Source organism: Actinacidiphila sp. bgisy145, assembly GCF_057708125.1.
In genome coordinates, this window is record NZ_JBYIRL010000010.1 from 80910 (window position 1) to 98139 (window position 17230).

A 17230-nucleotide genomic window follows, 5' to 3' on the forward strand; every position below is an offset into this window, starting at 1 on the left:
TACGGGCGGCGCGGCGAAACCGTCGTACGACGGCGGCCGCACCGCCCGTGACCTGCGAACTCCTACCCGACTACTACTTCGAGTAGAGCTCGACGATGAGCTGCTCCTGCACCTGGGTGTCGATCACCTGGCGCTCGGGCAGGCTGTGCACCAGAATCCGCAGCTTGCCGGCGTTCGCCTCCAGCCACGCGGGCACCGTCCGGTCGCCGGCCTCGCCCTGCGCCACCGCGAACGGGGTCAGGTTACGGGACCGCTCGCGGACCTCGACGATGTCGTTGACGGACACGCGGGCCGACGGGATGTCGGTCTTGCGGCCGTTGACGGTGATGTGTCCGTGCCGGACCAGCTGACGGGCGTGGTCGCGGGACTTGGCGAAGCCGGCCCGGTACACCACGTTGTCGAGGCGGGTCTCGAGGATGCGCAGAAGGTTCTCACCGGTCTTGCCGGTCTTCTGGTTCGCTTCCTTGTAGTAGTTCACGAACTGCTTCTCGAGGACACCGTAGATACGCGCGCACTTCTGCTTCTCACGAAGCTGGAGGAGGTACTCGCTGTCCTTGGTGCGCCCGCGTCCGTGCTCACCCGGGGGGTAAGGACGGATCTCGATCGGGCACTTCGCGCTCTCGCACTTAGCTCCCTTGAGGAAGAGCTTCTGCTTCTCCCGACGGCAACGCTTGCAGTCGGCCCCGGTGTAACGCGCCATTGTCTAGTTCTCCTGTTTCAGCTGGTCAGACGCGGCGGCGCTTCGGCGGGCGGCAGCCGTTGTGCGGGGTCGGGGTGACGTCCTGGATCGAACCCACCTCCAGGCCGGTGGCCTGGAGCGAGCGGATCGCGGTCTCACGGCCGGAGCCGGGACCCTTGACGAAGACGTCCACCTTGCGCATGCCGTGCTCCTGCGCGCGGCGGGCGGCCGACTCGGCGGCCATCTGCGCGGCGAAGGGGGTGGACTTGCGCGAGCCCTTGAAGCCGACGTGACCGGCGGAGGCCCAGGAGATCACGTTCCCGGCGGGGTCGGTGATCGAGACGATGGTGTTGTTGAACGTGCTCTTGATGTGGGCGTGCCCGTGAGCGACGTTCTTCTTTTCCTTGCGGCGCACCTTCTTGGCTGCGCCCTGACGGCCCTTAGGAGGCATGTGTCAATACTCCCGGTGGAGGTGATCGGTCCTACAGCGAAGACCGCTGATGGGGTCTGGCTGTCGGACTACTTCTTGCCCGGCTTCTTCTTACCGGCGATGGCGCGACGCGGACCCTTGCGGGTACGGGCGTTGGTGTGAGTGCGCTGGCCGTGGACCGGGAGGCCGCGACGGTGGCGCAGACCCTGGTAGCAGCCGATCTCGACCTTGCGGCGGATGTCGGCCTGGATCTCACGGCGGAGGTCACCCTCGGTCGTGTAGTTGTCGTCGACCCACTTGCCGATCTTGACGAGGTCTTCCTCGGCAAGGTCGCGGACGCGGGTGTCGGGGTTCACACCGGTGCTCTTCAGGATCTCCTGGGCGCGCGAGCGCCCGATGCCGAAGACGTAGGTGAGGGCGATCTCGACGCGCTTCTCACGCGGGAGGTCAACGCCTGAAAGGCGTGCCATGTGCTTGGCTCCTGGTGTTCTCGGAGGTCTTCCGCAGTTCCGGTTCCTGTCCGCCGTACCAGGTACGAACAGGTCCCCGGCCTCCTCCGGGGGTGTCATCCCCGTCCGGGACGGGGATGGGAACTGCGTATGTACGCGTGCTGCGTCGCGCGAAGTTCTGCTGGTGCAGGGGTGGTCGGCTGGGCGTCAGCCCTGGCGCTGCTTGTGGCGCAGGTTGTCGCAGATGACCATGACCCGGCCGTGGCGGCGGATCACCTTGCACTTGTCGCAGATCTTCTTGACGCTCGGCTTGACCTTCATGGGACTGAGGTTCTCCGGGTCGTGTGCTGAGATCTACAAGCGGGTTACTTGTATCGGTAGACGATCCGTCCGCGCGTCAGGTCGTAGGGAGACAACTCCACCACGACCCGGTCATCCGGGAGGATACGGATGTAGTGCATCCGCATCTTGCCGCTGATGTGCGCGAGGACCTTGTGACCGTTCTGGAGCTCCACCTTGAACATCGCGTTCGGCAGAGACTCGATCACGGTGCCCTCGATCTCGATGGCGCCTTGCTTTTTGGCCATGTCCTGCTTTCGGGATCGGCTACCGGGGTCGGCTCCGGACATGCCGGAAGACACGCGGGGCCGACATATGAGTCTACGGCAACGGCCGACGAAAGACGAATCCAGAAGTATGCCCACGCAGCGTGATCGTTACGCCGGTGGGCCGGCGGCTCCGCCGCGGCACCGGCTCGCGGCCCCGCGGGGCGCTACGCGAGCGGGTCGGGGGCGGCCGTCACGCCGTACTCGGCGAGCTTCGCCCGGCCGCCGTCAGGGGCGGTGAGCACCAGCGGGCCCTGCTCGGTCAGCGCGATGCTGTGCTCCCAGTGCGCCGACCAGGAACCGTCGTCGGACTTGACGGTCCACTCGTCCTCCAGCACATGGGTGTGCGGGGTGCCGAGCGTCACCATCGGCTCGATCGCCAGGCACAGCCCCGGCACCAGCCGCATGCCGCGGCCGCGCTTCTTGGTGACGTAGTTGAGCACGTGCGGGTCCATGTGCATCTGGCTGCCGATGCCGTGCCCGCCGTACCCCTCCACGATGCCGTACTTGCCCGACGAAGGCCGCGGCTGGCGGCGGATGTACGACTCGACCGCCTGCGAGATGTCGTCCAGCCGGTTGCCCTTGCGGAAGGCGGCGATGCCCGCCCACATGGACTCCTCGGTGACCCGGCTCAGCTCGGCCAGCTCCGGGGCGTGCCCGGTGCCCACCAGGCAGGTGAAGGCCGCGTCGCCGTGCCAGCCGTCCACGATCGCGCCCGCGTCCACCGCGAGGATGTCGCCGTCCTTGAGCACCGTCACCGCGTCGGGGATGCCGTGCACCACCACGTCGTTCACCGACGTGCAGATGTTGCCCGGAAAGCCGCCGTAGCCGAGGAAGTTGGGCTTCGCCCCGTGGTCGGCGAGCACCTTCGCGGCGACCTCGTCCAGGTCCTTGGTGGTGGCGCCGGGCACCGCCGCCGCCCGGGTCGCCTCGTGGATCGCCGCGACGACCAGACCGGCCTCCCGCATCTTCGCGATCTGCTCCGCGGTCTTCAGCTCCACCATCGCGGCCGACGCCTTCCTTGCTGCCTTGGGTCCGTACTGCCTTGCATCACTGCTGTGCACCACTGCCGTGCACCGCTGCCGTGCGCCCGCCGATCCCGGGTCGGGCCCGGGCGCGGGCCACCCACAACCATACGGCCGTGGCGCCCCTGGGGGCACCACGGCCGTGGCATGCACATGCACCGGCGAGGGCCGGCGCGGGGCGGGCTACCGGGCTACGCGGTCGGCTCGCCGGCCTCCGCGCCGAGCGCCGTCATGGCGCGCGCGGTCACCTCGGACACCGCGCCGAGCGCCGAGATGGTGACCACCAGACCCTGCTTCTTGTAGTAGTCGATGATCGGCTCGGTCTCGCGGTGGTAGATCTCCAGCCGGTTGCGCACCTTGTCCGGGGCGTCGTCGTCACGCCGGTACAGCTCGCCGCCGCACTCGTCGCAGACCCCCTCGGCCTTCGGCTGCTTGTACTCGACGTGGAAGACGTGCGCGCCGTTGTTGCGGCAGATCCGGCGGCCGGCGATCCGCTTGACCACCTCGTCCTCCGGGACCTCCAGGTCCAGCACGCCGTCCAGCGCGATCTCGTGCCGCGCCAGGTAGGCGTCCAGCGCCCGCGCCTGCTGCTCGTTGCGCGGGAAGCCGTCCAGCAGGAACCCGCCGGTCGCGTCCGGCTGCTCCAGCCGGTCCTCGGCCATGCCGATCGTGACCTCGTCGGGCACCAGGTCGCCGGCGTCCATGTACGCCTTCGCCTGCTTGCCCAGGTCGGTGCCCTGACTGATGTTGGCGCGGAACAGGTCGCCCGTGGAGATGTGCGGGATCGAGAGGTTCTTGGCGAGGAACGCGGCCTGCGTCCCCTTGCCTGCGCCGGGGGGCCCGACCAGGACGATACGCATCAGCGGAGGAACCCTTCGTAGTTACGCTGCTGGAGCTGGCTTTCGATCTGCTTCACGGTCTCCAGACCCACACCGACGATGATGAGGATGCTGGTGCCACCCAGAGGGAAGTTGCCGTTGCTCCCGTTGAAGATCGCGATGGCGACCGTCGGAACGAGGGCGATCAGACCCAGGTACAGCGAGCCGGGCCACGTGATGCGGTTGAGCACGTAACTCAGGTATTCAGCGGTGGGGCGACCGGCCCGGATACCCGGGATGAACCCACCATACTTCTTCATATTGTCGGCCACTTCTTCGGGGTTGAAGGAGATGGCGACGTAGAAGAAGGCGAAGAAGACGATCAGCAGGAAGTACGCGGCCATGTACGCCGGGTGGTCGCCCTTGGTGAAGTTGCGGCTGATCCACTGCGCCCAGCCGGCCGTCGACCCGGAGAACTGCACCACCAGCGCCGGGATGTAGAGCAGCGACGAGGCGAAGATGACCGGGATCACACCGGCCTGGTTCACCTTGAGCGGGATGTACGTGGAGGTGCCGCCGTAGGACCGGCGGCCGATCATGCGCTTGGCGTACTGCACCGGGATGCGGCGCTGCGCCTGCTCGACGAAGACCACCAGGCCGACCATGACCAGGCCGATCAGGATCACCGAGATGAACTCGACCCAGCCGCCGGCGATGGTGCCGGAGACCTTGATGCCCCACAGCGAGCCGGGGAAGCCGGCCGCGATCGAGACGAACATCAGGATCGACATGCCGTTGCCGATACCGCGGTCGGTGATCAGCTCGCCCAGCCACATGATCATCACGGTGCCCGCGGTCATGCACGTGACCATGGTGACGGTGGTGAAGATCGACTGGTTCGGGACGATGTCGTTGCCCTGGGTGCAGGTCGAGAAGAGGTTGCCGGAGCGGGCGGTCGCCACCAGGCCGGTGCCCTGGAGGATCGCGAGCGCGACCGTCAGGTACCGGGTGTACTGGGTGATCTTGGTGGTTCCGGCCTGCCCCTCCTTCTTCAGGGCTTCCAGCCGCGGGATCACCACGGTCAGCAGCTGCAGGATGATGCTCGCCGTGATGTACGGCATGATCCCCAGCGCGAAGATGGTGAGCTGGAGCAGCGCTCCGCCACTGAACATGTTGACCAGGCCGAAGAGGCTGTTGTTGCCCTTCGTCTGCTTCACGCAGTCGTTGACCACGCCGAAGTCGATCCCCGGCACCGGCACATGGGCGCCCAGCCGGTACACCACGATGATGGCGAGCGTGAAGAGCAGCTTCTTGCGCAGGTCGGGCGTCCTGAACGCCCGGGCGAACGCGGTGAGCACGGTGCCTCCTGCACCCCCCGCGCCACGGCGGAAGGACGGTCTCTGGTGAGATTTCTGACGGATAGGGGCTCGGCCACCTTACCGGCGACGTGCCCCCGGTAGGAATGACCCATCGGCCAGGGAAAATTCACAGAAATGAACGACCGGGGACGCCCTGAGGTACTGGGCGTCCCCGGTCGGGTTGCACATCCGGCTCAGACGAGCTCGGTGACGGTGCCGCCGGCGGCGGTGATCTTCTCCTTGGCGGAGCCGGAGACCGCGTCCACGGTCACCTGCAGGGCCACGGAGACGTCGCCGGTGCCGAGCACCTTGACGAGCTGGTTCTTCCGCACCGCACCCTTGGCGACCAGGTCGGCAACGGTGACCTCGCCACCCTCGGGGTAGAGGGCCGCGAGCTTGTCCAGGTTGACCACCTGGTACTCGGTACGGAACGGGTTCTTGAAGCCCTTGAGCTTCGGGAGCCGCATGTGGAGGGGCATCTGCCCGCCCTCGAAGCGCTCCGGAACCTGGTAGCGGGCCTTGGTGCCCTTGGTGCCGCGACCGGCCGTCTTGCCCTTGGACGCCTCACCACGACCCACGCGGGTCTTGGCGGTCTTGGCGCCCGGAGCCGGACGGAGGTTGTGCACCTTGATCGGGTTGTCACCCATGATCAGTCGACCTCCTCGACCGTGACGAGGTGGCGGACGGTGTGGACCATGCCGCGGATCTCCGGGCGGTCCTCCTTGACCACGACGTCGTGCAGGCGCTTGAGCCCGAGCGAACGCAGGGTGTCACGGTGGTTCTGCTTGCTGCCGATGTAGGACTTGGTCTGCGTGACCTTCAGGCGCGCCATCACACACCAACCCCGGCCCGGGCGCGCAGCAGCGCGGCCGGCGCGACGTCCTCGATCGGCAGACCGCGGCGGGCGGCGATCTCCTCGGGCCGCTGAAGGCCCTGGAGCGCGGCCACCGTGGCGTGCACGATGTTGATCGCGTTGTCCGAGCCGAGGCTCTTGGACAGCACGTCGTGGATGCCCGCGCACTCCAGCACGGCACGCACCGGGCCACCGGCGATCACACCGGTACCGGGGGAAGCCGGCTTGAGCAGGACGACGCCCGCGGCCTTCTCACCCTGGATCGGGTGCGGGATGGTGCCCTGGATACGGGGGACCTTGAAGAAGTGCTTCTTGGCCTCCTCCACACCCTTGGCGATGGCGGCCGGCACCTCCTTGGCCTTGCCGTAGCCGACACCGACGGTGCCGTCACCGTCGCCCACCACGACCAGCGCGGTGAAGCTGAAGCGACGACCACCCTTCACAACCTTGGCGACGCGGTTGATCGCGACGACCCGCTCGACATAGGCGGTCTTCTCGGCCTGCTGGCCGCCGTCCCGCCGGTCCTTACGGTCCCGTCGCTCGCCGCCACCGGCACCGCTTCCGCGGCGCTGGGGTCCAGCCATTGGAATTACCTCTCGATCCTTTTAGCGTTTCTCCGCTAGCTAACGGAACCGGGCTCAGAACTTCAGGCCGGCTTCGCGGGCGGCGTCCGCCAGGGCGGCGATCCGCCCAGCGTACTGGTTGCCGCCACGGTCGAAGACGACAGCTTCGACGCCCTTGGCCTTCGCACGCTCGGCCACGAGCTGGCCGACCTGCTTCGCCTTGGCGCTCTTGTCGCCCTCGCCGCCGCGGATGGACGCGTCCAGGGTCGACGCCGACGCGAGCGTGTGGCCCGCGAGGTCGTCGATGACCTGCGCCACGATGCCGCGGTTGGACCGCGTCACCACCAGGCGCGGGCGCTCGGACGTACCGTTGACGCGCTTGCGCACCCGGATGTGGCGCCGCTTGAGCGCCGCACCCTTGTACGCCTTGCCCTTGGCGATCTTCACACCGTATGCCATGGCTACTTACCAGCCTTTCCGACCTTGCGGCGGATGACCTCGCCGGCGTACTTGACGCCCTTCGCCTTGTACGGGTCAGGCTTCCGCAACTTGCGGATGTTGGCGGCCACTTCGCCGACCTTCTGCTTGTCGATGCCCTCGACGGAGAACTTCACCGGGGACTCGACCTTGAAGGAGATGCCCTCGGGGGCCTCGACGAGGATCGGGTGGCTGTAGCCGAGCGAGAACTCCAGGTTGGAGCCCTTCGCCTGGACGCGGTACCCGACGCCGCTGATCTCAAGGGACTTGCTGTAGCCCGCGGTCACGCCGGTGATCATGTTCGCCACCAGCGTGCGGGACAGGCCGTGCAGGGCCTTCGAGACACGCTCGTCGTTGGGGCGGGTGACCAGCAGCACGCCGTCCTCGCCCTTTGCGATCTCGATCGGCGCGGCGACGGTGTGGGTGAGCGAGCCCTTGGGGCCCTTCACCGCGACCGTGCGGCCATCGATGGTGACGTCCACTCCGGCGGGAACCGAGATGGGCAGCTTGCCGATGCGCGACATTGCTCTACCTCTCTTTCCCGGTTACCAGACGTAGGCGAGGACTTCCCCACCCACGCCCTTCTTCTGCGCCTGCTGGCCGGTGAGCAGTCCGTGCGACGTGGAGATGATCGCCACGCCGAGGCCGCCCAGCACCCGAGGCAGGTTGGTGGACTTTGCGTAGACCCGAAGACCCGGCTTGCTGATCCGCTTGATGCCGGCGATCGAGCGCTCGCGGTTCGGGCCGAACTTCAGCTCGAGGATGAGGTTCTTGCCGACCTCGGCCTCCTCGACCTTCCAGCCGGTGATGTAGCCCTCCTGCTGGAGGATCTCCGCGATGTGCGACTTGATCTTGCTGAACGGCATCGCAACCTCGTCGTGGTACGCCGAGTTCGCGTTGCGCAGACGGGTCAGCATGTCTGCGATGGGGTCGGTCATGGTCATGAGTTGGCCCTGGGCCTCTCTCGCCGGGGTTTCCTGTCTGCTCCGTCCCTCTCCCCCGGCCGGAGCCGGGAGCGGGTGTGGAGCGGGGACCTACGGCGTAGTGGATCGGGTCCTGGTGTCCGGAAGGGGACTACCAGGAGCTCTTGGTCACGCCCGGCAGCTCGCCACGGTGCGCCATCTCACGGAGGCACACGCGGCACAGGCCGAACTTGCGGTAGACGGAGTGCGGCCGGCCACAGCGCTGGCAGCGGTTGTACGCGCGCACAGCGAACTTGGGCTTGCGAGCCGACTTAGCGATCAGAGCCTTCTTCGCCACGGTCAGTTCTCCTTGAACGGGAAGCCGAGGTGACGAAGGAGGGCACGACCCTCGTCGTCGTTGGTCGCCGTGGTGACCACGGTGATGTCCATGCCCCGGACCCGGTCGATCTTGTCCTGGTCGATCTCGTGGAACATGACCTGCTCCGTGAGACCGAAGGTGTAGTTGCCCCGGCCGTCGAACTGCTTCGGCGACAGGCCGCGGAAGTCGCGGATACGCGGCAGCGCCAGCGACAGCAGGCGGTCCAGGAACTCCCACATCCGGTCACCGCGCAGCGTGACGTGCGCACCGATCGGCTGACCCTCACGCAGCTTGAACTGCGCGATGGACTTACGGGCCTTGGTGACCTGCGGCTTCTGACCGGTGATCGTGGCGAGGTCGCGGATGGCGCCCTCGATCAGCTTGGAGTCGCGGGCGGCGTCGCCCACACCCATGTTGACCACGATCTTGGTCAGACCGGGGATCTGCATGACGTTCTCGTAGCCGAACTGCTCGTGCAGCTTGCCCGCGATCTCGGCGCGGTAGCGCGCCTTGAGGCGCGGAGCGGTGCTGGTGGCAGCGGCACCTGAAGTTGCAGTAGTCATCTCAGATGTCCTCACCGGTCCGCTTGGCAACGCGGATCTTGGTGCCCTCGTCGTCGAAGCGGTAGCCGACGCGGGTCACGACCTTCTTGCCGTCCTTCTCCACGACCAGCTGCACGTTGCTGACGTGGATCGGCGCCTCGGTGGTGATGATCCCGCCGGTCTTCGAACCGCGGTCGGTCTGGCCGGCCTTGGTGTGCTTCTTGACCCGGTTGACACCCTCGACCAGGACCCGGTCCTCGCGGGGGTAGGCCACGATGACCTTGCCCTGCTTGCCCTTGTCCTTGCCGGTGATGACCTGAACCAGGTCGCCCTTCTTGATCTTCATCGGTTACAGCACCTCCGGCGCGAGCGAGACGATCTTCATGAACCTCTTCTCGCGCAGCTCACGGCCGACCGGGCCGAAGATGCGGGTGCCGCGCGGGTCACCGTCGTTCTTGAGGATGACCGCCGCGTTCTCGTCGAAGCGGATGTACGAGCCGTCGGCACGGCGGCGCTCCTTGACGGTGCGCACGACGACAGCCTTGACGACCTCGCCCTTCTTCACGTTGCCACCGGGGATCGCGTCCTTGACGGTGGCGACGATGACGTCACCGATGCCCGCGTAGCGGCGACCCGAACCACCGAGAACACGGATGCAAAGGATCTCCTTGGCACCAGTGTTGTCGGCGACACGAAGTCGCGACTCCTGCTGGATCACGTCTATCTCCTGTTTGTCTGCCGGTTCCCGGCGGGTGCCGCACGGGGTGACCCGCGCGGCACCCGCCGAGCCTGGCGGAACCGTCCTGCGAGGGACTCCCCGCAGGAATTACTGGGCTACTTGGCCTTCTCGAGGATCTCCACCACACGCCACCGCTTGGTCGCGGACTGCGGGCGGGTCTCCATCAGCAGCACGCGGTCGCCGATGCCGGCGGCGTTCTGCTCGTCGTGGGCCTTGAGCTTGTTGGTGCGGCGAATGACCTTGCCGTAGAGCGCGTGCTTCACGCGGTCCTCGACCGCGACCACTACGGTCTTGTCCATCTTGTCGCTGACCACGAGGCCCTCACGGGTCTTGCGGAAGCCGCGCGCGTTGGTTTCAGTCACATTCTTCTCGCTCATCAGGCGCTCTCCACCGTCTCGATGCCGAGCTCACGCTCACGCATGAGGGTGTAGATCCGGGCGATGTCCTTGCGGACGGTCTTGAGCCGGGAGTTGTTCTCAAGCTGTCCGGTGGCCGCCTGGAAGCGGAGGTTGAACAGCTCCTCCTTGGCCTCACGCAGCTTGCCGACGAGGTCCTCGTCGCCAAGCTGGCGCAGCTCGGTCGCCTTGGTACCGGCCGCCATCACGACTCACCTGCCTCGCGCCGCACGATGCGGCACTTCATCGGAAGCTTGTGCGCGGCGCGGGTCAGCGCCTCGCGCGCAACCTTCTCATTCGGGAAGGACAGCTCGAACATCACCCGACCGGGCTTGACGTTCGCGATCCACCACTCCGGCGAACCCTTACCGGAACCCATGCGGGTCTCAGCCGGCTTCTTCGTCAGCGGGCGGTCCGGGTAGATGTTGATCCAGACCTTGCCGCCACGCTTGATGTGCCGGGTGATGGAGATACGAGCGGACTCGATCTGCCGGTTGGTCACGTAGGCGGGCGTGATGGCCTGCAGGCCGTACTCGCCGAACGCCAGCTCCGTGCCGCCCTTGGCCATACCGCGCCGGGTGGGGTGGTGCTGCTTGCGGTGCTTGACCCTACGGGGGATCAGCATGGTACTTAGCCTTCCGTTCCGGGGGTCTCAGCAGCCGGGGCCGCGTCGACGGGAGCGGGCGCCTCGGCCTTGGCGGCCGTCGGGGCTCCGTCCGTCTGGGGACGACGGCCACGGCCGCCGCGCTCGCCACCGCGGCGCTGCGGACGCTCGTTGCCGCCGCCGCGGGCCGGGCGGTTGCCGGCGCGGGCAGCGGCGTTCTCGGCGCGGACCTCGGCGATGTTCTTCACGTCGCCCTTGTAGATCCACACCTTCACACCGATCCGGCCGAAGGTGGTCTTGGCCTCGAAGAAGCCGTAGTCCACGTTCGCCCGCAGGGTGTGCAGGGGCACCCGGCCCTCGCGGTAGAACTCGGAGCGGGACATCTCGGCGCCGCCGAGGCGGCCGCCGCACTGGATCTTGATGCCCTTGGCGCCGGCCTTCAGCGTGCCCTGCATGCTCTTGCGCATGGCACGGCGGAAGGAGACCCGGGAGGACAGCTGCTCGGCGACCGCCTGGGCCACGAGCTGCGCGTCCATCTCGGGGTTCTTCACCTCGAGGATGTTGAGCTGGACCTGCTTGCCGGTCAGCTTCTCCAGGTCGCCGCGGATACGGTCGGCCTCCGCGCCGCGGCGGCCGATGACGATGCCCGGCCGGGCGGTGTGGATGTCGACGCGGACGCGGTCGCGGGTGCGCTCGATCTCCACCTTGGAGATGCCGGCCCGCTCCATGCCCTGCGTCATCATCCGGCGGATGGCGACGTCTTCCTTGACGTAGTCCTTGTAGAGCTTGTCGGCGTACCACCGGGACTTGAAGTCCGTGGTGACGCCGAGCCGGAACCCGTAAGGGTTAACCTTCTGGCCCATTACCGGGTCCCTTCCTTGCTGGCAACGACCACGGTGATGTGACTCGTCCGCTTGCGGATGCGGTAGGCGCGGCCCTGGGCGCGCGGCCGGAACCGCTTCAGGGTCGGACCCTCGTCCACGTACGCCTCGCTGATGTACAGCGACTCGGCGTCCGTGTGGTCGTAGTTGTGCGCGGCGTTGGCGATGGCGCTGTCCAGCACCTTGCCCACCGGCTCGCTCGCGGCCTGCGGCGTGAAACGCAGGACCGCCTGAGCCTCCGTGGCGTTCATGCCACGGATGAGGTCCACCACGCGGCGGGCCTTCATGGGCGTGACGCGGATGTACCGCGCCTGGGCCCTGGCTTCCATGGTTGTCCCTTCAGTGTCTGTCATGGTCGGTCGCTTCTCGCCGCTGGATCAGCGACGCCGCGCCTTGCGGTCGTCCTTCTCGTGACCGCGGAAGGTACGGGTCGGCGCGAACTCGCCGAGCTTGTGGCCGACCATCGACTCAGTGACAAACACCGGGACGTGCTTACGGCCGTCGTGCACCGCGATCGTGTGGCCCAGCATGGCCGGGACGATCATCGAGCGGCGGGACCAGGTCTTGATGACGTTCTTGGTGCCGGCTTCGTTCTGGACATCCACCTTCTTGATCAGGTGGTCGTCGACGAAGGGCCCCTTCTTGAGACTCCGCGGCATCTAAACCCGCTCCTAGCGCTTCTTGTTCGTCTTGCGGCGGCGGACGATGTACTTGTTGCTCGCCTTCTTGGGAGAACGAGTACGACCCTCCTTCTGACCCCAGGGGGAGACCGGGTGGCGACCACCGGAGGTCTTGCCCTCACCACCACCGTGCGGGTGGTCCACCGGGTTCATGGCGACACCGCGGACGGTCGGGCGGACGCCCTTCCACCGCATGCGGCCGGCCTTGCCCCAGTTGATGTTCGACTGCTCGGCGTTGCCGACCTCACCGATGGTGGCGCGGCAGCGGACGTCGACCATCCGGACCTCGCCGGACGGCATGCGAAGGGTGGCCATGTTGCCTTCCTTCGCCAGCAGCTGCACCGAGGCGCCCGCGGAGCGGGAGATCTTGGCGCCGCCACCGGGCCGCAGCTCGATCGCGTGGATCGTGGTACCGACCGGGATGTTGCGCAGCGGCAGGTTGTTGCCCGGCTTGATGTCGGCCGCGGGGCCGTTCTCGATCCGGTCGCCCTGCTGCAGGCGGGCGGGGGCGAGGATGTAGCGCTTCTCGCCGTCCGCGTAGTGCAGCAGCGCGATGCGCGCGGTGCGGTTGGGGTCGTACTCGATGTGCGCGACCTTCGCGGGCACGCCGTCCTTGTCGTGCCGGCGGAAGTCGATCACCCGGTAGGCGCGCTTGTGGCCACCGCCCTGGTGACGAACGGTCACTCGACCGGCGTTGTTACGGCCGCCCTTGCTGTGCAGCGGGCGGACCAGCGACTTCTCCGGCGTGGACCGCGTGATCTCGACGAAGTCGGCGACGCTGGAGCCACGACGGCCCGGGGTCGTCGGCTTGTACTTGCGGATACCCATTCTTAGTCCTCGGAATATTCCGGACTTCGACTCGATCCGATCTCCGTCAGGAGACCGGGCCGCCGAAGATGTCGATGCGGTCGCCCTCGGCAAGGGTCACGATGGCGCGCTTGGTGTTCGCGCGCTTGCCGAAACCGGTGCGGGTGCGCTTGCGCTTGCCCTGCCGGTTGATCGTGTTGACCCCGGTGACCTTGACCTGGAAGACCGTCTCGACGGCCTGCTTGATCTGGGTCTTGTTGGCGCGCGGGTCGACGACGAAGGTGTACTTGTTGTCGTCCAGCAGCGCGTAGCTCTTCTCGGAGACGACCGGCTTGATCAGCAGGTCGCGCGGGTCCGTGAAGGTCTTGCTGGTGATCTCGGCGGCCGGCACCTGGTCGGCGGCCTCGGTCTGTGCGGTCTGCTCGGCCATCAGGCGTCGCTCCCTTCGGTCTCGGCGGCGCCGTTACCGATGAAGCGGTCGAAGGCGGCCTTGGTGAAGACCACGTCGTCGGAGACGAGCACGTCGTACGTGTTGAGCTGGCCCGCCTCCAGGATGTGCACCTGGGGGAGGTTGCGGGCGGACAGCCACCCGGCCTCGTCGGACCGCTCGACGACGAGCAGCACGTTCTTGCGCTCGCTGATCTTGCCCAGCAGCGTCTTCGCGGCCTTCGTCGACGGCGTGCTGCCCTCGACCAGGTCGCTCACCACGTGGATGCGGCTGTGCCGGGCGCGGTCGGTCAGGGCGCCACGCAGGGCGGCCTTGATCATCTTCTTGGGCGTGCGCTGCGAGTAGTCGCGCGGCACGGGGCCGTGCACGACGCCACCGCCGGCGAACTGCGGCGCGCGGGTCGAGCCCTGGCGGGCGCGGCCGGTGCCCTTCTGGCGGTACGGCTTCTTGCCACCACCGCGGACCTCGCCACGCGTCTTGACCTTGTGCGTGCCCTGGCGGGCAGCGGCCAGCTGCGCGACGACGACCTGGTGGATCAGCGGGATGCTGACCTTGGCGTCGAAGATCTCGGCCGGGAGCTCTACGGTCCCGGTGGTGTCGCCCGCGGGCGACAGGATGTCGATGCTGGTGCTCATATCCTTCAGGCCCCCTTGGCCGCGCTGCGGACCAGGACGAGGCCGCCGTTCGGACCGGGAACCGCGCCCTTGATGAGCAGCAGGCCCTTCTCCGCGTCAACGGCGTGGACGGTCAGGTTCTGGGTGGTGACCCGCTCGTTGCCCATGCGGCCCGCCATGCGCAGACCCTTGAACACGCGGCCCGGGGTGGCGCAGCCGCCGATGGAGCCGGGCGAGCGGTGCTTGCGCTGGACACCGTGGCCGGCGCCGAGGCCCTTGAAGTTGTGGCGCTTCATGACACCGGCGAAGCCCTTGCCCTTGCTCTTGCCGGTCACGTCGACCTTGACACCGGCCTCGAACACCTCGGCGGTGATCTCCTGGCCCAGGGTGTACTCGGCGGCGTCGGCGGTGCGCAGCTCCACGAGGTGGCGGCGCGGGGTGACGTCGGCCTTGGCGAAGTGGCCCTTGAGGGGCTTGTTCACCTTGCGCGGGTCGATCTCGCCGAAGGCGAGCTGGACCGACTCGTAGCCGTCGGCGTCGTTGGTACGCACCTGGGTCACGACGTTCGGGCCGGCCTTGACCACGGTCACCGGGACGACACGGTTGTTCTCGTCCCAGACCTGGGTCATGCCGAGCTTCTCGCCCAGGATGCCCTTGATCTGCTTGGTCATCTTCTCCGCGCCTCTCAGAGCTTGATCTCGATGTCGACGCCGGCCGGCAGGTCCAGGCGCATCAACGAGTCAACGGTCTTGGGCGTCGGGTCGAGGATGTCGATCAGGCGCTTGTGCGTGCGCATCTCGAAGTGCTCGCGCGAGTCCTTGTACTTGTGCGGCGACTTGATGACGCAGTACACGTTCTTCTCAGTGGGCAGCGGCACCGGGCCCGCGACCTGCGCACCAGTACGGGTCACCGTCTCGACGATCTTCTTCGCCGAGGAGTCGATGACCTCGTGGTCGTAGGCCTTGAGCCGGATGCGGATCTTCTGTCCCGCCATGGCTACTCCGTAGTCCTTGTCTCTGTTTACGCTCTGGCATCCGCTTGTCCGACCCACGCGGTCGGGCGTGTCGCTTCTCTCGCACATGGCTTTCCGCATGCGGAACAGGCCCTGCGCCAGGGATGTGCGTGGGAGATACCACCCACCGGATGCCTGGCCGGAGCCGCACTGACGCTTCCCGGAAGATTCCCGTACGTCCGCCCCAGCGCTGCCCGGAGGGCAGATATGGACGACGAGTACTGTGGGACTCGCTTCCGGTCCCCCCGACGGGAGGCGCGCAGCATCGGCGCTCGACCGAGCAACTTGGGTAGTCTGCCATACCGGACGCACCGGACGCCAATCGAGCCGGGTAGCTTACCCCGTGGTCCGGGACACCCAAACCCTGGCGGGGCGAGTCCGGACATGTCGCGATGGCCGAGGACGGCGCGGCAGGCGCTGTGGGGCGCGGAAGGTGGCCCGTTGGCGCTCTGCCCCGGCACCCGCCCGCCCCTGTAACTTTCCAAGGTGAGCCTATGGAGTTCCCTGGAGCCCGCGTCCACGACCGTCGACGCGGGCAGCACTGTGGCCGTACGCCTCCGCATCCGCAACACCGGCGACGTCGTCGACGAGTACCGCTTCACCGTCGTCGGTGACCTCGCGCCCTACATCACCGCCGAACCAGCCACCCTCCGGCTCTACCCGGGCACCACGGGCACGGTCGAGCTCACCGTCGCGCCGCCCCGTACCCCCGACGCCACCGCCGGGCCGCACCCCTACGCCGTCCAGATCACCCCGTCCGAGCAGCCCGAGGCGACCACCGTCCCGGAGGGCAACATCACGGTGACGCCGTTCATCGAGGTGCGCGCCGAGCTCGTCCCGCACACCGTCAAGGGGCGCTTCCGGGGACGGCCCAGGCTGGCGGTCGACAACCTCGGCAACACCGCCCTCACCGCCGTCGTGACCGGCGAGGACAACGGCGACCAACTCGGCTACGAGATCGTCCCGTCCAACGTCCGTATCGAGCCGGGCCGAGCGGCTTTCCTCGCCGCCACGTTGAAGCCCCGCCAGATCATCTGGATCGGCCCCAAGCAGAACCGGCCGTACCGGCTGTCGGTGTCCCGCTCGGGGGTCAGCCCGCTGAACGTGGACGGCTCCTACGTCCAGCGCGGCGTCCTGCCCCGCTGGCTCCTGACCGTCCTCACCATCTGCCTGGGGCTCATCATCGCCGGCGTCGCGCTCTGGTTCACCCATGCGCCCGCCCTCAGCAGCCGGGCCACGCCACTCGTCCAGCAGAGCACCGCGAGCGTGCTCCCCAGCCCGAGTTCCGCACCTGTGCAGCCACAGCCGGCCACCACCACCCCGAGTGCGGCGGTGCCCACCACACCGCAGGACACCGCGACCCGTGGAGGCGGCGCCACCCACGGCGGAAGCAGCGGCGGAGGCGGGGGCGGCACCACGCACACGACGCCGCCCGCCACCGGGAGTTCGGCCGTCGAGCTGGTCGGCCGGGGCTCCCACCGGTGCATCACGGTGACCGACGGCGTCGCGCCGGGGGGCAAGGACGGCAAGCCGCTGGAGCTGTGGGACTGCAGCGGCGCCGCCTGGCAGCAGTGGACCTTCGTCCTGGACGGGTCGTCCGACTACCGCGGCACCATCCACTCGCTGGGACTGTGCATGGACGTTGCCAACGCGGACACGGCCGCGGGCACCACGGTCCAACTGGCCAACTGCAACGGCGGCCCGGCCCAGGTGTGGACCCTCAACACCACCGCGGGCGGCGATCTGGTGAGCATCCTCGCCAACAAGTGCGTGGCCGCGGTCAACCAGGGAACCGGCAACGGGACCAAGCTGCAGCTGGCGGACTGCGCCGGCACCTCCAACCAGAAGTGGGTCCGGGCCAAACCGTGAGGGTGGGAAAGGTCCGGCGACGTGCGGCGTGCGTCGGGTCCTGCACTCCGCACCGGGGCGGGCGGTCGCCAACCCGACACGCCCCGCCGCCTGCGCGGCCG

General features: G+C 67.8%; 30 protein-coding genes. 1 reads left to right on the forward strand and 29 read right to left on the reverse strand.

Features of this window, described 5'->3' with window-relative positions:
- Positions 1-73 precede the first annotated feature (73 nt).
- The 29 genes from rpsD to rpsJ all read right to left on the reverse strand — a co-directional run bounded on the left by rpsD (position 74) and on the right by rpsJ (position 15242).
- Positions 74-700, reverse strand: a complete 627-nt coding sequence (gene rpsD, locus AC3ERT_RS11435) for a 30S ribosomal protein S4 (RefSeq protein WP_202235531.1) — start codon at positions 698-700, stop codon at positions 74-76.
- Between the two features lie 25 nt (positions 701-725).
- The gene (rpsK, locus tag AC3ERT_RS11440; RefSeq protein ID WP_006376016.1) at positions 726-1130 is read right to left on the reverse strand and encodes a 30S ribosomal protein S11; all 405 of its coding nucleotides are present in this window, start codon (positions 1128-1130) and stop codon (positions 726-728) included.
- A gap of 68 nt (positions 1131-1198) precedes the next feature.
- Positions 1199-1579 carry a 30S ribosomal protein S13 gene (gene rpsM, locus AC3ERT_RS11445; RefSeq protein WP_335978219.1) on the reverse strand — a complete coding sequence of 127 codons (381 nt, stop codon included), beginning with the start codon at positions 1577-1579 and terminating at the stop codon, positions 1199-1201.
- Positions 1580-1765: 186 nt separating this feature from the next.
- Positions 1766-1879 carry a 50S ribosomal protein L36 gene (gene rpmJ, locus AC3ERT_RS11450; protein ID WP_003956441.1) on the reverse strand — a complete coding sequence of 38 codons (114 nt, stop codon included), beginning with the start codon at positions 1877-1879 and terminating at the stop codon, positions 1766-1768.
- A 44-nt stretch (positions 1880-1923) separates the two neighbouring features.
- Positions 1924-2145, reverse strand: a complete 222-nt coding sequence (gene infA / locus AC3ERT_RS11455) for a translation initiation factor IF-1 (RefSeq protein ID WP_003956442.1) — start codon at positions 2143-2145, stop codon at positions 1924-1926.
- Between the two features lie 185 nt (positions 2146-2330).
- Entirely contained in the window at positions 2331-3167 is an 837-nt protein-coding gene (gene map, locus AC3ERT_RS11460; protein ID WP_335978222.1) for a type I methionyl aminopeptidase, read from the reverse strand.
- Between the two features lie 212 nt (positions 3168-3379).
- Entirely contained in the window at positions 3380-4048 is a 669-nt protein-coding gene (locus AC3ERT_RS11465; protein WP_335978224.1) for an adenylate kinase, read from the reverse strand.
- Entirely contained in the window at positions 4048-5364 is a 1317-nt protein-coding gene (secY, locus tag AC3ERT_RS11470; RefSeq protein WP_335978226.1) for a preprotein translocase subunit SecY, read from the reverse strand. Before secY ends, AC3ERT_RS11465 begins: the two co-directional genes overlap by 1 nt.
- Before the next feature lie 194 nt (positions 5365-5558).
- Positions 5559-6011, reverse strand: a complete 453-nt coding sequence (gene rplO, locus AC3ERT_RS11475; RefSeq protein ID WP_430393162.1) for a 50S ribosomal protein L15 — start codon at positions 6009-6011, stop codon at positions 5559-5561.
- A gap of 2 nt (positions 6012-6013) precedes the next feature.
- On the reverse strand, positions 6014-6196 hold the full coding sequence (gene rpmD / locus AC3ERT_RS11480; protein WP_031524772.1) for a 50S ribosomal protein L30: 183 nt from the start codon (positions 6194-6196) through the stop codon (positions 6014-6016).
- Complete coding sequence (gene rpsE / locus AC3ERT_RS11485; protein ID WP_031524774.1) at positions 6196-6801, reverse strand: 30S ribosomal protein S5; 606 nt, start codon at positions 6799-6801, stop codon at positions 6196-6198. Before rpsE ends, rpmD begins: the two co-directional genes overlap by 1 nt.
- A 54-nt stretch (positions 6802-6855) precedes the next feature.
- Positions 6856-7239, reverse strand: coding sequence for a 50S ribosomal protein L18 (gene rplR / locus AC3ERT_RS11490; protein ID WP_103886906.1), 384 nt, complete (start codon positions 7237-7239; stop codon positions 6856-6858).
- Positions 7240-7241: 2 nt separating this feature from the next.
- Positions 7242-7781 (reverse strand): 50S ribosomal protein L6, encoded by a 540-nt coding sequence (gene rplF, locus AC3ERT_RS11495; protein WP_335978231.1) that lies wholly within the window; start codon positions 7779-7781, stop codon positions 7242-7244.
- A 21-nt stretch (positions 7782-7802) separates the two neighbouring features.
- The gene (gene rpsH, locus AC3ERT_RS11500; RefSeq protein ID WP_335978232.1) at positions 7803-8201 is read right to left on the reverse strand and encodes a 30S ribosomal protein S8; all 399 of its coding nucleotides are present in this window, start codon (positions 8199-8201) and stop codon (positions 7803-7805) included.
- Between the two features lie 130 nt (positions 8202-8331).
- The gene (locus AC3ERT_RS11505; protein WP_093713218.1) at positions 8332-8517 is read right to left on the reverse strand and encodes a type Z 30S ribosomal protein S14; all 186 of its coding nucleotides are present in this window, start codon (positions 8515-8517) and stop codon (positions 8332-8334) included.
- A 2-nt stretch (positions 8518-8519) separates the two neighbouring features.
- A complete protein-coding gene (rplE, locus tag AC3ERT_RS11510) occupies positions 8520-9101 on the reverse strand; it encodes a 50S ribosomal protein L5 (RefSeq protein WP_335978237.1) in 582 nt (193 codons plus the stop codon).
- Position 9102: 1 nt separating this feature from the next.
- Positions 9103-9426 carry a 50S ribosomal protein L24 gene (rplX, locus tag AC3ERT_RS11515; protein WP_202235522.1) on the reverse strand — a complete coding sequence of 108 codons (324 nt, stop codon included), beginning with the start codon at positions 9424-9426 and terminating at the stop codon, positions 9103-9105.
- Between the two features lie 3 nt (positions 9427-9429).
- Entirely contained in the window at positions 9430-9798 is a 369-nt protein-coding gene (rplN, locus tag AC3ERT_RS11520) for a 50S ribosomal protein L14 (RefSeq protein WP_037912379.1), read from the reverse strand.
- 116 nt (positions 9799-9914) lie between these two features.
- The gene (rpsQ, locus tag AC3ERT_RS11525; RefSeq protein WP_202235521.1) at positions 9915-10196 is read right to left on the reverse strand and encodes a 30S ribosomal protein S17; all 282 of its coding nucleotides are present in this window, start codon (positions 10194-10196) and stop codon (positions 9915-9917) included.
- Positions 10196-10420: a 50S ribosomal protein L29 gene (gene rpmC / locus AC3ERT_RS11530; RefSeq protein ID WP_202235520.1), complete on the reverse strand. Its 225-nt coding sequence runs from the start codon at positions 10418-10420 to the stop codon at positions 10196-10198. Before rpmC ends, rpsQ begins: the two co-directional genes overlap by 1 nt.
- Entirely contained in the window at positions 10420-10839 is a 420-nt protein-coding gene (gene rplP / locus AC3ERT_RS11535; RefSeq protein ID WP_335978241.1) for a 50S ribosomal protein L16, read from the reverse strand. Before rplP ends, rpmC begins: the two co-directional genes overlap by 1 nt.
- A 5-nt stretch (positions 10840-10844) precedes the next feature.
- Positions 10845-11681 carry a 30S ribosomal protein S3 gene (gene rpsC, locus AC3ERT_RS11540; protein WP_335978243.1) on the reverse strand — a complete coding sequence of 279 codons (837 nt, stop codon included), beginning with the start codon at positions 11679-11681 and terminating at the stop codon, positions 10845-10847.
- Positions 11681-12028, reverse strand: a complete 348-nt coding sequence (gene rplV, locus AC3ERT_RS11545) for a 50S ribosomal protein L22 (RefSeq protein WP_073492408.1) — start codon at positions 12026-12028, stop codon at positions 11681-11683. Before rplV ends, rpsC begins: the two co-directional genes overlap by 1 nt.
- 48 nt (positions 12029-12076) lie before the next feature.
- The gene (rpsS, locus tag AC3ERT_RS11550) at positions 12077-12358 is read right to left on the reverse strand and encodes a 30S ribosomal protein S19 (protein WP_202235517.1); all 282 of its coding nucleotides are present in this window, start codon (positions 12356-12358) and stop codon (positions 12077-12079) included.
- Between the two features lie 12 nt (positions 12359-12370).
- Positions 12371-13207, reverse strand: a complete 837-nt coding sequence (gene rplB, locus AC3ERT_RS11555) for a 50S ribosomal protein L2 (RefSeq protein ID WP_335978245.1) — start codon at positions 13205-13207, stop codon at positions 12371-12373.
- Positions 13208-13253: 46 nt separating this feature from the next.
- Positions 13254-13616 (reverse strand): 50S ribosomal protein L23, encoded by a 363-nt coding sequence (gene rplW / locus AC3ERT_RS11560; protein ID WP_335978247.1) that lies wholly within the window; start codon positions 13614-13616, stop codon positions 13254-13256.
- Positions 13616-14269 carry a 50S ribosomal protein L4 gene (gene rplD, locus AC3ERT_RS11565; protein ID WP_335978249.1) on the reverse strand — a complete coding sequence of 218 codons (654 nt, stop codon included), beginning with the start codon at positions 14267-14269 and terminating at the stop codon, positions 13616-13618. Before rplD ends, rplW begins: the two co-directional genes overlap by 1 nt.
- Positions 14270-14274: 5 nt before the next feature.
- Positions 14275-14919 carry a 50S ribosomal protein L3 gene (gene rplC, locus AC3ERT_RS11570; RefSeq protein WP_103886919.1) on the reverse strand — a complete coding sequence of 215 codons (645 nt, stop codon included), beginning with the start codon at positions 14917-14919 and terminating at the stop codon, positions 14275-14277.
- A 14-nt stretch (positions 14920-14933) separates the two neighbouring features.
- Entirely contained in the window at positions 14934-15242 is a 309-nt protein-coding gene (gene rpsJ / locus AC3ERT_RS11575) for a 30S ribosomal protein S10 (protein WP_014144312.1), read from the reverse strand.
- Positions 15243-15746: 504 nt separating this feature from the next.
- On the opposite strand from rpsJ, the gene AC3ERT_RS11580 reads away from it, so the two are divergent.
- Positions 15747-17129, forward strand: a complete 1383-nt coding sequence (locus AC3ERT_RS11580) for a ricin-type beta-trefoil lectin domain protein (protein WP_435173886.1) — start codon at positions 15747-15749, stop codon at positions 17127-17129.
- Positions 17130-17230: the final 101 nt, after the last annotated feature.

What these genes read in the sequence shown, in the direction of transcription:
- rpmJ (WP_003956441.1), bottom strand. Translation starts at nt 1,879, where the DNA reads ATGAAGGTCAAGCCGAGCGTCAAGAAGATCTGCGACAAGTGCAAGGTG.
- rplF (WP_335978231.1), bottom strand. Translation starts at nt 7,781, where the DNA reads ATGTCGCGCATCGGCAAGCTGCCCATCTCGGTTCCCGCCGGAGTGGAC.
- rpsM (WP_335978219.1), bottom strand. Translation starts at nt 1,579, where the DNA reads ATGGCACGCCTTTCAGGCGTTGACCTCCCGCGTGAGAAGCGCGTCGAG.
- rpmC (WP_202235520.1), bottom strand. Translation starts at nt 10,420, where the DNA reads ATGGCGGCCGGTACCAAGGCGACCGAGCTGCGCCAGCTTGGCGACGAG.
- rplO (WP_430393162.1), bottom strand. Translation starts at nt 6,011, where the DNA reads ATGGGTGACAACCCGATCAAGGTGCACAACCTCCGTCCGGCTCCGGGC.
- AC3ERT_RS11465 (WP_335978224.1), bottom strand. Translation starts at nt 4,048, where the DNA reads ATGCGTATCGTCCTGGTCGGGCCCCCCGGCGCAGGCAAGGGGACGCAG.
- rpsS (WP_202235517.1), bottom strand. Translation starts at nt 12,358, where the DNA reads ATGCCGCGGAGTCTCAAGAAGGGGCCCTTCGTCGACGACCACCTGATC.
- rplX (WP_202235522.1), bottom strand. Translation starts at nt 9,426, where the DNA reads ATGAAGATCAAGAAGGGCGACCTGGTTCAGGTCATCACCGGCAAGGAC.
- rplB (WP_335978245.1), bottom strand. Translation starts at nt 13,207, where the DNA reads ATGGGTATCCGCAAGTACAAGCCGACGACCCCGGGCCGTCGTGGCTCC.
- rplW (WP_335978247.1), bottom strand. Translation starts at nt 13,616, where the DNA reads ATGGCCGAGCAGACCGCACAGACCGAGGCCGCCGACCAGGTGCCGGCC.
- rplE (WP_335978237.1), bottom strand. Translation starts at nt 9,101, where the DNA reads ATGACTACTGCAACTTCAGGTGCCGCTGCCACCAGCACCGCTCCGCGC.
- rplR (WP_103886906.1), bottom strand. Translation starts at nt 7,239, where the DNA reads ATGGCATACGGTGTGAAGATCGCCAAGGGCAAGGCGTACAAGGGTGCG.
- rpsK (WP_006376016.1), bottom strand. Translation starts at nt 1,130, where the DNA reads ATGCCTCCTAAGGGCCGTCAGGGCGCAGCCAAGAAGGTGCGCCGCAAG.
- rplC (WP_103886919.1), bottom strand. Translation starts at nt 14,919, where the DNA reads ATGACCAAGCAGATCAAGGGCATCCTGGGCGAGAAGCTCGGCATGACC.
- rpsD (WP_202235531.1), bottom strand. Translation starts at nt 700, where the DNA reads ATGGCGCGTTACACCGGGGCCGACTGCAAGCGTTGCCGTCGGGAGAAG.
- rplV (WP_073492408.1), bottom strand. Translation starts at nt 12,028, where the DNA reads ATGGAAGCCAGGGCCCAGGCGCGGTACATCCGCGTCACGCCCATGAAG.
- rplP (WP_335978241.1), bottom strand. Translation starts at nt 10,839, where the DNA reads ATGCTGATCCCCCGTAGGGTCAAGCACCGCAAGCAGCACCACCCCACC.
- rplD (WP_335978249.1), bottom strand. Translation starts at nt 14,269, where the DNA reads ATGAGCACCAGCATCGACATCCTGTCGCCCGCGGGCGACACCACCGGG.
- map (WP_335978222.1), bottom strand. Translation starts at nt 3,167, where the DNA reads ATGGTGGAGCTGAAGACCGCGGAGCAGATCGCGAAGATGCGGGAGGCC.
- rpsQ (WP_202235521.1), bottom strand. Translation starts at nt 10,196, where the DNA reads ATGAGCGAGAAGAATGTGACTGAAACCAACGCGCGCGGCTTCCGCAAG.
- rpsE (WP_031524774.1), bottom strand. Translation starts at nt 6,801, where the DNA reads ATGGCTGGACCCCAGCGCCGCGGAAGCGGTGCCGGTGGCGGCGAGCGA.
- rpsC (WP_335978243.1), bottom strand. Translation starts at nt 11,681, where the DNA reads ATGGGCCAGAAGGTTAACCCTTACGGGTTCCGGCTCGGCGTCACCACG.
- infA (WP_003956442.1), bottom strand. Translation starts at nt 2,145, where the DNA reads ATGGCCAAAAAGCAAGGCGCCATCGAGATCGAGGGCACCGTGATCGAG.
- rpmD (WP_031524772.1), bottom strand. Translation starts at nt 6,196, where the DNA reads ATGGCGCGCCTGAAGGTCACGCAGACCAAGTCCTACATCGGCAGCAAG.
- rpsH (WP_335978232.1), bottom strand. Translation starts at nt 8,201, where the DNA reads ATGACCATGACCGACCCCATCGCAGACATGCTGACCCGTCTGCGCAAC.
- rpsJ (WP_014144312.1), bottom strand. Translation starts at nt 15,242, where the DNA reads ATGGCGGGACAGAAGATCCGCATCCGGCTCAAGGCCTACGACCACGAG.